Annotated in this window: 12 protein-coding genes; 3 read left to right on the top strand and 9 right to left on the bottom strand. The window is 67.3% G+C overall.

Annotation, left to right across the window (positions count from 1 at the left end):
- The coding region (locus tag WBV89_RS10920; RefSeq protein WP_423981377.1) for an acyltransferase family protein at positions 1-392 on the bottom strand (392 nt) is incomplete at its 3' end.
- Between the two features lie 117 nt (positions 393-509).
- Between WBV89_RS10920 and aroQ the strand changes: the two genes are divergently transcribed.
- Complete coding sequence (gene aroQ, locus WBV89_RS10925; protein ID WP_423981378.1) at positions 510-947, top strand: type II 3-dehydroquinate dehydratase; 438 nt, start codon at positions 510-512, stop codon at positions 945-947.
- A gap of 14 nt (positions 948-961) precedes the next feature.
- On the opposite strand, the gene WBV89_RS10930 is transcribed toward aroQ, so the two are convergent.
- Both WBV89_RS10930 and WBV89_RS10935 read right to left on the bottom strand, forming a co-directional pair.
- A complete protein-coding gene (locus WBV89_RS10930; protein ID WP_423981379.1) occupies positions 962-1,810 on the bottom strand; it encodes a phosphate/phosphite/phosphonate ABC transporter substrate-binding protein in 849 nt (282 codons plus the stop codon).
- Between the two features lie 29 nt (positions 1,811-1,839).
- Positions 1,840-2,799, bottom strand: coding sequence for a TauD/TfdA dioxygenase family protein (locus WBV89_RS10935; protein WP_423981380.1), 960 nt, complete (start codon positions 2,797-2,799; stop codon positions 1,840-1,842).
- A 97-nt stretch (positions 2,800-2,896) separates the two neighbouring features.
- On the opposite strand from WBV89_RS10935, the gene WBV89_RS10940 reads away from it, so the two are divergent.
- Entirely contained in the window at positions 2,897-3,433 is a 537-nt protein-coding gene (locus WBV89_RS10940) for a VOC family protein (RefSeq protein WP_423981381.1), read from the top strand.
- A 7-nt stretch (positions 3,434-3,440) separates the two neighbouring features.
- Here WBV89_RS10940 and WBV89_RS10945 read toward each other — a convergent pair whose 3' ends face one another.
- Positions 3,441-4,331, bottom strand: coding sequence for an SMP-30/gluconolactonase/LRE family protein (locus tag WBV89_RS10945; RefSeq protein WP_423981382.1), 891 nt, complete (start codon positions 4,329-4,331; stop codon positions 3,441-3,443).
- Between the two features lie 19 nt (positions 4,332-4,350).
- Positions 4,351-4,749, bottom strand: coding sequence for a GFA family protein (locus tag WBV89_RS10950; protein WP_423981383.1), 399 nt, complete (start codon positions 4,747-4,749; stop codon positions 4,351-4,353).
- 52 nt (positions 4,750-4,801) lie between these two features.
- Here WBV89_RS10950 and WBV89_RS10955 point away from each other — a divergent pair, with 52 nt between their 5' ends.
- The gene (locus tag WBV89_RS10955; protein ID WP_423981384.1) at positions 4,802-5,728 is read left to right on the top strand and encodes a TIGR03564 family F420-dependent LLM class oxidoreductase; all 927 of its coding nucleotides are present in this window, start codon (positions 4,802-4,804) and stop codon (positions 5,726-5,728) included.
- A 23-nt stretch (positions 5,729-5,751) separates the two neighbouring features.
- Here the strand turns inward: WBV89_RS10955 and WBV89_RS10960 are convergent, their stop codons facing one another.
- The 4 genes from WBV89_RS10960 to WBV89_RS10975 form a co-directional block, all read right to left on the bottom strand.
- Positions 5,752-6,648, bottom strand: coding sequence for a haloalkane dehalogenase (locus WBV89_RS10960; RefSeq protein WP_423981385.1), 897 nt, complete (start codon positions 6,646-6,648; stop codon positions 5,752-5,754).
- A gap of 161 nt (positions 6,649-6,809) precedes the next feature.
- The gene (locus tag WBV89_RS10965) at positions 6,810-8,939 is read right to left on the bottom strand and encodes a DEAD/DEAH box helicase (RefSeq protein WP_423981386.1); all 2,130 of its coding nucleotides are present in this window, start codon (positions 8,937-8,939) and stop codon (positions 6,810-6,812) included.
- A 115-nt stretch (positions 8,940-9,054) separates the two neighbouring features.
- Positions 9,055-9,540, bottom strand: coding sequence for a GNAT family N-acetyltransferase (locus WBV89_RS10970; RefSeq protein ID WP_423981387.1), 486 nt, complete (start codon positions 9,538-9,540; stop codon positions 9,055-9,057).
- Between the two features lie 105 nt (positions 9,541-9,645).
- Positions 9,646-10,484: LLM class F420-dependent oxidoreductase (locus WBV89_RS10975; protein ID WP_423981388.1), on the bottom strand; the 839-nt coding region annotated here is incomplete at its 5' end.

Raw genomic sequence — 10,484 nt, forward strand, 5'->3', positions numbered from 1 at the left:
AATTCCTGGTACGACGCATCGGACGATGCCGCCCGCCAGTTGGCGACGTTCGCCAGCGCCGCGAGCGTGTCGGCGCCGAGACGCTCCCGCTGTGCGATCGTCCACCAGGGGATGGCCACGAGCACCACGGCCAGACACGCCCACGCCGCGGGGAGCAACCGCCGTGCCCGTCGTCCGTAGAACTGGCGGAGGTCGATGTGGTCCCGGCGGTCGTGCTCGGCGAGGAGCAGCGACGTGATCAGGAAGCCGGACAGCGTGAAGAACACCGATACGCCGAGAAACCCGCCGGGGAGCAGCCCGACCTCGGCGTGGAACAGGAGCACGGCGATGACAGCAACCGCGCGGATACCGTCGAGTGCCGGCACGTATCGGACTCCGTTGTCGGCCCCCACCGGCGGTCATCGTACGCGCTCCGGTGGGCACCAGGACCCTCGACGGCCACCTCGATCGAGCCGGCCGGATCGCGACACTCCCTCCGCTCGGGCGCACGTGACGCCTACGCTCGCCCCATGCCGACGATTCTGATCCTCAACGGGCCGAACCTGAACCTCCTCGGCACCCGGGAGCCCGATGTGTACGGCGCGGACACACTCGAGGACATCGTCGACGAACTCCGCACCCTGGCCGGCGCGCGTGGCTACGAGATCGTTGCGGTCCAGTCGAACGTCGAGGGGGAGCTGGTCGACGCGCTCCATGCGGCGCGCACGTCAGCGGTCGGGGTCGTGTTCAACCCGGGCGCCTACACGCACACGTCGATCGCCCTGCGCGACGCGATCTCGGCGGTCGAACTCCCGGTCGTCGAGACGCACCTCTCGAACGTGCACGCCCGCGAGGAGTTCCGCCACACGTCGATGCTGACGGCGGTGTGTGTCGGCGTCGTCGGCGGGTTCGGGCGCACCAGCTACCGCCTCGCGCTCGACGCGCTCATCTCCCACCTCGAATCCTGACCGGACAACTGGTGTCAGGCACCAGTTGTCCCAGTTGGCGCGTGCCACGGGTGGCGTGACGCGTCCTCGACCTGATCGGCGACGATCTGGAACTCCTCGAGGCGGCGCGTGCGATATCCGCTGATGTGCAGACGCCGAGCGGCGGGGGTGCCGACGAACGAGTCGATCGCCCGGTGCAGCGCCGCATCGAGGGCTGCCCGGTGGTGCTTGAGTTCCCACGACACGACGCACACCACTCCGGGGGTCGGGTCGGTCGTTCCGATCACCTCCAGCCGACCCGCCGCATCCGGCTCGTACTCACACGCCAGGCGCCACGAATGAACGTCGATCGCGGCGAGGTCGGCATGTCCGTCGGCGACGGCGCGAACCGACTCACGATGGGCGCCGGTGAACAGCACGTCATCGAAGATCGGTCCATCGGTCAGCCGATCGCGCACGAAATGGCCGAGGCTCCAGTAGCCCGACTGTGAGTCGGTCCCGTTGGCCGCCACCCGCGCGCCGGCGAACTCCATGATCTCTGCGGTTGCGATGCTCGTCCCCACGCCGACGCCATTCGGCGGTCGGCGCGGGTCGTCGGAACGACACACGATCACCGAGTAGTAGCTGCCCGGTGCCGGCTGCGGCAGATCGGGAGGTGGGTCGTACACGATCGTGCCGATCACCTCGGTCTCGCCGAGCCCGTCGCGCACCGGGTTGAGCGAACACACCTGGCCGAGCAGCATCGCCGGGTCCGACCACAGCGAGACGAGGTCGTCCCGCCGGGCGAGGTCGCGGGGTGCCGGGAGCCCGGCTCGTCGGACAGATTCTGCGATCACCGTCCACAACACATCGAGGGCGTCGGCGATCTCGGGCCAGTCGTACATGGGGAGACCGGCGACGGGGGGTGAGGCGGTCAACGGCGGCGGCGCCAGTCGACGCCGCGTCGATCGAGTTCGATCTGCCCCTTGAACGGTCGCGGCGGGAGGTCGGTGGGCGCCTGGTCCGCGGCGTAGTACGGAGCGTCGCCGATGATCGTGACCCGTTCGACGACCCGTGTCTGGGGGTAGTAGTCGGAGACGGCATAGTGCTGCACCGACCGGTTGTCCCAGAAGGCGATCGTGTTCGCACGCCAGCGCAGACGCACCTGATACTCGGGATAGTTGGCCTGGCGGTAGAGGATCTGCAGCAGCTCCTCGCTCTCGTCGGGATCCATTCCGTCGATCTCGACCGCGAAGGCGCTGTTGACGTAGATCCCCTTCCGGCCGGTCTCGGGATGGGTCCGGATCACGGGGTGATGTGGGTTCGGGAACTTCTCCTCGACCGTCGCGATCTGCTCCTCGGTCGCACCGCGCTTGCGCATGCCGATCTTGAAGCGGGTGAAGTCGTGGCGCGCAGTGCGGCCCTCGACCTTCTCCTTGACGTCGTCGGGCAGACCCTCGTAGGCCTCGTACATGTCGGCGAACAACGTGTCGCCGCCGACCTCGGGGCCGTCGAGCATCCGCAACACCGACCCGAGGGACGGCTCGACGCGCCACGTGACATCGGAGTGCCAGCCGTTCTCGAGCCCCGGTGCGTTCTCGCCGTGCGTGATGCGCAGCACCTCGGGATGGTCGGGGTGCGGGTCGCCGAACGGGTGGATCTCGAGATCACCGAAGCGGCGGGCGAACGCGAGATGTCGATCGGTCGTGATGTCCTGATCGCGGAAGAACAGCACCTTCCAGTCGAGGAGCGCCTGGCGGATCTCGGAGATCGTGCCATCGGACAGCTCGGCCCCCAGGTCGATCCCGCCGATCTCCGCTCCGATCGTGGGTGAGTGCGGCGTCACCGTGATCGTGGTCGGACCCGATTCCGCACGTGATTCGGTGATGGTCATCTCGGTACCCCCGTCGATTTCGGAGCGGTGGCGCTCCACCGCGACCAGTGTGGCGCACGCGTGATCACCCTGTCGAACACTGTGGAACACTGTTGTGATGGCAACGGAATCGGTGAGCACGCCCAGCTTCGGGACGGACCACGACGGTGATCATCCCGACCGGGATGCCGAATGGGAGGCGCTGCGGGCGAAGCACATCGCACCGCCCGACTCGCGACCGGCGTCGTCGGCGCGGGGCCAGCACCATCAAGCGCTGATCAGCTCCGACGTGGAGCGGACGATCGCGTTCTATCAGGGGTTGCTCGAGTTCCCGTTGACCGAATTGTTCGAGAACCGCGACTACGAGGGCTCGACACACTTCTTCTTCGACATCGGAAACGGCAACGCGCTCGCGTTCTTCGACTTCCCGGGTCTGGGGTTGGAGGAGTACGCCGAGGTGCTCGGCGGACACCACCACCTCGCGATCTCGGTCACGCGCGAGAACTGGGAACGCCTGAAGGGCAAGCTCGCCGATGCGGGCGTCGCGACCTTCGAAGTCGCCGAGACGTCGCTCTACTTCGCCGGACCAGATGGTGAACGTCTCGAACTGATCGCCGATCCGCTGGGCGAGATGTACGGCATGACCGTGCTGTGAGCGTTGGTCAGGGGCGGCCGGCGTGGCTGACCTCGACCGGGGTCGAGTAGATCGCCCCGGTGGCCGTTCCGGCGACCACGTCGGGGCTCGCGTCGTCGGCGGTGAGGACGAACAGCGTCGTGCCGTCGTCGCCGCCGAGCATGCACGCGTAGGTGTTGTTCGGTGTTCCGATGTGGGTCGTCGAGAGATCGTCGATGTCACCGGAGCCCACGACGCGCACGATCTGTCGGCCGAGCGCGTCGGAGAACCAGATCGCCCCTTCGTCGTCGAGCGTGCAGCCGTCAGGCGCGGTTCCTTCGACGTTCGCCCAGATACGGGGTTCGGTCAGTGATCCGTCGTCGGCGATCGTGAACGCCGTGTACTGGCTGCCGAAGGTCTCGCCGACCATCAACGTGCGCTCGCTCGGTGTCAGGACCGCTCCATTGGGGAACAACAGCGGGTGGGCATCGGCGGTGACGCTCCCGTCGGGTCGGACGATCGCCAACGTGGTGGCCTCGACGGAGTCGCCGCCCTCGAAGTCGAACCCGAAGTTGCCGACATAGGCGATGCCCGCGGACGACACGACCATGTCGTTGACATGTCCACCTGTCACATCCGAGAGATCGGCGTGGACGACGACGCTCCCGTCGTTCTCGCGGCGCATGATCCTGCGGTCGAGCATCGAGACGAACAGGAGTCGGCCGTCGGGCAACCATCCGAGACCGGAGGGGCGACCGTCGAATTCGAGTTCGACGTGACGCGTTCCGCTGCCGTCGGGATCGATCTCGACGGACGAGATCGTCTGTTGGTAGAAGTCGCTGAACCACAGGCGACCCTCGTGCCAGCGCGGACCCTCACCGAAGTCGATCCCGTCGATCACGAGGGTCCAGTCGGCGTGCATCTGCGTGGAGTTGTCCATCAGCCGAAGCTACTTCGATTCAGGGTTGCCCCGGAAAGATGGGGACGTCCGGATCGAGTCGGACGTGGTCCGCGGCGTCGTCGGCGAACCAGACCGCCGAGGTGTGCAACCCGGACGCTCCGTCGATCGAACCGGCGCAGACCGACGTGTCGGTGTTCGACCCGTCGGTGATGCCGCTCCGGTAGAACAGCGACGACCCGCAGGTCGCGCAGAAGCCGTACGCGACGTTCGCATCGTCGTCGGGTGAGTACCACCGAAGGGTCTCGCCGACGATCTCCAGCGCGTCGGTGCCGACCGCCGTGGCCGCCATGTGGTTGCCCGTGATCTTCTGGCACCGGATGCAGTGGCACTCGAGGACCGCTCGGAGTTCTCGTTCCGTCGACCAGCGCACGGCTCCGCACAGGCACGATCCCCTCACGATCGCGAGTGTGACACACCGAAGCGGACACCCGGTCGGTACGGTCGGCGCGATGAAGATCGGCACCAACGCATCAGGGCTCCTCGCTCGACCCGACATCTCGACCCTCGTCAGCGACGCGGTGACCAACGAAGCGGATGGCTTCTCGAGCTGGTGGCTCGCGCAGACCGGCATGGTCGATTCGCTCAGCCTGCTCGCACTCGCCGGCCAGGCGACGAGCGAGATCGAGCTCGGAACCGCGGTGGTCCCGACCTGGACCCGTCATCCGGAGGCGATGGCGGCTGCAGCCCTCACGACGCAGGCAGCGTCGGGCGGTCGCCTCGTCGTCGGCCTCGGCCTGGCCCATCAGCTGACGGTCGAGCAGTGGTGGGGGATGAAGTGGGAGCGTCCCGTCAAGCACATGTCCGAGTACCTCGCGATCCTCGACTCGCTGCTCGAGTCGGGAACGGCATCGTTGAAGGGGGAGGTGTGGACCCTCGAGCGGGAATCACCGATTCCGACCGCAGACGGTCGATCGGCCGGCAAACCACTGGTGATGCTCGCGGCACTCGGCGAGCAGATGCTGAAGATGGCCGGCCGCCGCAGCGACGGGACGATCCTGTGGTGCGTCGGGCCCAAGACGCTGGCCGACCAGATCGTGCCGATCATCGACGCCGCTGCCGACGAGGCCGGTCGGCCGACCCCGCGCAAGGTGTGCAGCCTTCCGGTGTGCGTGACGGACGATCCCCAGCCGACCCGCGACTTCCTCGGCAAGATGCTGGCCGACTACGCCAACCTGCCGTCGTACCGGGCGATGCTCGACATCGAAGGCGTCCACGGACTCGGTGAGCTGAGCCTGGTCGGCCCGGAGGACGAAGTGAGCGCCGGCCTCGATGCGATCAGCGCAGCGGGTGCCACCGACTTCACCGCCGTCGTCATCGGTGATGCGAACGGAACGGACCGCTCGCTCGAGCTGCTGAAGTCGTACGCGTCAGCGTGACCGGTCGGGCCTGACCGACCCCGTCACGCGAGCCACGTGGCGATGGCAGCACCGATCTCGTCGGGGCTGTCCTCCTGCACGAAGTGGATGCCCTCGACGCGTCGTTCGGTCTGGTTCGGCCAGCCGCGGCAGAACTCGCGCTGGCGTCCGTTGAGGATCGAACCGGGGTCGGCGTCGATGAACAGCTTCGGGATCTCGTTCGTGTTCATCCAGTCGGCGTAGGCCTGCACGATCTCGACGACCTCGGCGGGGTCGCCCTCGATCGGGATCTGTCGCGGCCAGGTCAGCGTCGGTCGACGCCCCTCGCCCTCCTCGGCGAACGGTGCCTGGTAGACCGCCATCTCGTCGGCGGTCAGACCGCTGATGATCGCGTTCGGAAGGATCGCCTCGACGAACAGGTTCTTGACGAGGCACAGTTCCTCGCCCGCGTCGGAACGCAACCCCTGGAAGATGCCGCGGGCGTTCGGCGGCCAGTCGTCCCACGACCCGATCGGTTGGACGATCGCCTCCATGTAGGCGATGCCGGCGACCCGGGACTCGTGGCGCCGGGCCCAGTCGAAGCCGAGCGCCGACCCCCAGTCGTGGACCACGAGGACGATCTCGTCGCCGAGATCGAGTCGGTCGAGCAGCGCGTCGAGCCACGCCCGATGCTCGACGAACGTGTAGCTGTCGGGACCGGTGTCTTCGAGCTTGTCGGAGTCGCCCTGGCCGATCAGGTCGGGTGCGACGACCCGGCCCAGGTTCCAGACGTGCGGGATGATGTTGCGCCACAGGTACGACGACGTCGGGTTCCCGTGCAGGAACACGATCGTCCGATCGCTCCCGTCGAGAGCACCCGTGTCGAAGTACGCCATCGACTTGGTCGCCCCGTCGACGGTCAGTTCGACGGACTTCTTCGGCAGCGGTGCAATGGTCCCCATGTGAGAGACATTGCCAGACTCCCGCGGCAACCAGCGATCTCGTGAACTGTTCGCGCACGGAGCGCGGGAAGAGATCACGAGAAGCTGTGGGTGAATCCCCGCGCGATGCGGTGCCGCCGAAGGGCCTGACAGCGAGGCTCGGAGCGCTCGAAGCGTGACGGCTAGTTGTTCGCGCGGCGCACGCGGACGGGCTTGTTGCGGATCTTGGTGCCGTCCATGCTGCGCAACACCTTGCCGGCGTGCTTCTCGGGGACCTGGACGAACGCCGACTTGTCGTTGATCTTGATCGCGCCGATCTCGCTGCCGCGCATGTTCGCCTCGTTGGCGATCGCTCCGACGAGGTCGCCCGGACGGAGCCCGGCGGAGCGGCCGAGGTTGAATTGAAGGCTGACGAATCCGGCCTCGACGTGATGCGTTCCGTCGGCGTTGCGCACGGCCCGATTCTCATTCCCGCCGCGTCCACGATCATTGCGATCGCCCCGACCTCCGCGGTCGTCGCGCTGGCCCCGATGGCCCTTGCGATCATCACGCTCGTAGCGGTCGCGTCCACCCTGCTCGGAGCGCACGTTGACGTCGGGGATCTCTTCTTCCTTGCTCGTGCGTCCAGCAGCCTCGTGGGCGAGGCGCACCGCCGCGATGGCGACGTCGACCGGGTCGTGGTCGGCGGTCAGCTGCTCGACGATCGTGCGATAGAGGTCGGCCGACTCGGTCTCGCCGATCTTGGCGGCCACCTCGGCACCCGTCGTCTGGACGCGCCGCATCGTGAGGTCGTTGACCGTCGGCACCTTCTCGATCGCGATGTTCTGCTTCGTGTACCGCGCGATGTTGTTGATCTTGCGGTGGTCCTTCGGCCCGCCGAGCGTGATCGCGATGCCTTCGCGACCGGCGCGTCCCACGCGTCCGATGCGGTGCGTGTAGGCCTCGGTGGTCTGCGGGATGTCGTAGTTGACGACGTGGCTGAGGTGGTCGACGTCGATGCCGCGGGCGGCAACATCGGTGGCGATCAGCAGCGTGGCGACGCCGCTCTTCAGGCGGCCCATCGCTCGGTCGCGTTGGTCCTGGCTCATGCCGCCGTGCAGCGCCTCGGCGCGGTAGCCGCGGGCGTTCATCACGTCGGTGAGTTCGTCGACGTCGCCGCGGGTGCGACAGAACACGATCGCCGCCTCGGGGCTTTCCATGTCGAGGATCCGCCCGAGTGCGGATGCCCGGTGTGTCCGGTGGGTGAGGTAGGCGCGCTGGGTGACCTTGGGCATCGTGCCCTCGGTGTCGTTCGCGCGCTGGATGCTGATCCGCACCGGATCGCTCAACTGGCGCGTGGCGATCGAATCGATGCGATTCGGCATCGTCGCCGAGAAGAGCACGGTCTGACGCTCGGGCGGTGCCGCATCGAGGATCGCCTCGAGGTCCTCGGCGAAGCCCATGTCGAGCATCTCGTCGGCTTCGTCGAGCACGACCATGCCGCAGTTGCTGAGGTCGAGCGAGCCGCGTTTGAGGTGGTCGAGCACACGGCCGGGCGTGCCGATGACGATGTCGACACCCGCATTGAGCAGGCTGAACTGAGGCCCGATGTTGGTGCCGCCGAACAGCGCCGCCATGCGCACCTTGCTCTGGGAGCCATATTCCTTCATCGCCTCGGCGACCTGGTTGGCGAGCTCGCGGGTCGGGACGAGCACGAGCCCGAACGGAAGCTTCGAGCGCTTCGCGCCGGCGACGCGATCGAGCATCGGGAGGGCGAACGCCGCGGTTTTGCCGGTGCCGGTCGCCGCCTGACCGAGAAGGTCGAAACCGTCGAGCAACGGGGGGATCGACTCGGCCTGGATGGGTGTCGGGTTGACGTATCCGAGGCTGGTGAGCGACGCGAGCAGATCGTCGGAGAGCCCGAGGTCCGCGAACCTCACCGGGCCGTCCTCGTCCGACTCGTCGTCACCGTCCGATGCTTCCTCGGCGGTGTCGGTGTCGGTGTCGGTGTCGACCACGGTGTCAGCGGGGGTGGTGTCGTCGCTCGACTCGGCGACGTCCGCGTCGGCCGGAGGTGCATCTTCGATCGGGTCGGCTTCGACGGCGTTCTCCGTGTCGTCGTCGATCTGGACGTCGTGGGTCGTCACGACCGGGTCGGCATCGGCGACGACCGCGTCGACGTTCTCGGCGATCGCGATCGGATCGACCGCCGCGCCGTCGGTCGGCGCGGTGAGATCCTGGGTGATCTCGGCGTCCGGCGCGACATCGGTCTCGCCGGTGGTTGCGACGGGCGCGGCCGGTGAGGACTCTTCGGAATGGGTGGTATCTGACATGACTTCGATCCCTGGGGTTTTGGTGCCCCGTGGTTTCGAAGCCCTTCAAGGCTAGGGCGGATCACCCGTGAATCGGGGCCGCGCCCATCAGGCGTGGAGTTCGACCGAGCGGTCGTCAGCCGGTGAGCCGGCACTGCAGCTGGAGCGACAGCTCGACCCGACCGTGCGGCAGGTCGTACGCGGTCCAGCCGAAACGTCGACCGAGCGATGCGATCGGACGGCTCCGTCTCGTCGTCTGCATCGCGAGCAGCGGGTACCCGTCACGTTCCGCAGTGAGAGCGATGTGTTCCAATAGACAGCTTCCGATTCCGTGACCGCGGTGTGCCGCGACGACCGCGATCGCGACCTCACCGTCTCCGGCGAGTGATGCCATTCCGAGCAGTTCGCCGTCGGACATCGCGCCGAAGCGCCGTCTTCCGGGATCGACGACCTTGCGGACCAACGACGCGAACGGCTTCGGATTGCCGTTCCCCTCCCGACCGAACCGGCGCGGTTCGTCGCAGAGGGTCTCGACGAAGGGCGGAACGAGATCGACGAGGCTGGGATGGTCGATGGCCACGACCAGTGGTGTGTCGAGGGGAGCGATGTCGGGGGTGGACATGTGCTCGATGTTCGTCGCGCGACGTGTCGGGCGTGTTTCGGCAAGTTGGACACCGGGTGGCCAAGTTCGGATGTCACCGATGTCACCTGACGTCGCGGCGGCGAGCTACGCGTCGCGCAGGGCTTCGACCAGCGGAGCGAGTTCGTCGATTTGTGTCATCACCTCGTCGCGCGGGCCCTGCGGAAGGCCGAGAACCGCCCTGGACACACCATCATCGGCAAGCGCGGTCAAGGACTTCTCATCGGGCCGCGCGCCGAACACGCCGCGCTCGATCGTCGCGGGATCGCGTCCGATCGAGTGGCACGCGTCGACGATGAGGCTCCACTTCTCGAGCGGATGGCGACCCCCGATCGGCATCCAACCATCGCAGAACTCGGCGATGTGCGCAGCTGTCTTCGGCCCGGCGTTTCCACCCAGGATCACGGGTGGGCCCGACGGTCGAGTCGGCTTCGGCCACGCCCAACTCGACGAGAATCGGGCGTACTCGCCGTCGAACGACGCTTCATCGTGGCCCCACAATTCCTTCATCGCGAGCACGTTCTCGCGCAGGATGTCGCGACGGTCGCCGTACGCCGTTCCGTGGTGCGCCATCTCCTCCTTGTTCCAGCCGTAGCCGATGCCGAACAGGAGCCGACCGTCCGAGATCTGGTCGAGGCTCGCCACCTGCTTGGCGGTGTGGATCGGATCGCGTTGGGCCACGAGGCAGATCCCGGTCCCGAGCTTGATCTCGCTCGTCGCGGCGGCGCATGCGGCGAGCGCGACGAACGGGTCATGGGTCCGCCAGTAGAACTCGGGGAGGGGCGGCGCATCGGGGTTGCCGCCCCACGGCGTTTCCCGACTCGTCGGGATGTGCGAGTGCTCGGGGAACCAGAGCGACTCGAAACCTCGACTCTCGGCTTCGCGCGCGAGTTCGACCGGTTGGATCGTCTGGTCGGTCGGGAAGA

Source organism: Ilumatobacter sp., assembly GCF_049588435.1.
In the GTDB taxonomy this organism is placed as follows: domain Bacteria; phylum Actinomycetota; class Acidimicrobiia; order Acidimicrobiales; family Ilumatobacteraceae; genus Ilumatobacter_A.

Excerpts from the sequence above, each read along its gene's own strand:
- WBV89_RS10930 (WP_423981379.1), bottom strand. The coding sequence starts at position 1,810 with ATGTACGACTGGCCCGAGATCGCCGACGCCCTCGATGTGTTGTGGACG.
- aroQ (WP_423981378.1), top strand. The coding sequence starts at position 510 with ATGCCGACGATTCTGATCCTCAACGGGCCGAACCTGAACCTCCTCGGC.
- WBV89_RS10940 (WP_423981381.1), top strand. The coding sequence starts at position 2,897 with ATGGCAACGGAATCGGTGAGCACGCCCAGCTTCGGGACGGACCACGAC.
- WBV89_RS10970 (WP_423981387.1), bottom strand. The coding sequence starts at position 9,540 with ATGTCCACCCCCGACATCGCTCCCCTCGACACACCACTGGTCGTGGCC.
- WBV89_RS10965 (WP_423981386.1), bottom strand. The coding sequence starts at position 8,939 with ATGTCAGATACCACCCATTCCGAAGAGTCCTCACCGGCCGCGCCCGTC.
- WBV89_RS10945 (WP_423981382.1), bottom strand. The coding sequence starts at position 4,331 with ATGGACAACTCCACGCAGATGCACGCCGACTGGACCCTCGTGATCGAC.
- WBV89_RS10955 (WP_423981384.1), top strand. The coding sequence starts at position 4,802 with ATGAAGATCGGCACCAACGCATCAGGGCTCCTCGCTCGACCCGACATC.
- WBV89_RS10935 (WP_423981380.1), bottom strand. The coding sequence starts at position 2,799 with ATGACCATCACCGAATCACGTGCGGAATCGGGTCCGACCACGATCACG.
- WBV89_RS10960 (WP_423981385.1), bottom strand. The coding sequence starts at position 6,648 with ATGGGGACCATTGCACCGCTGCCGAAGAAGTCCGTCGAACTGACCGTC.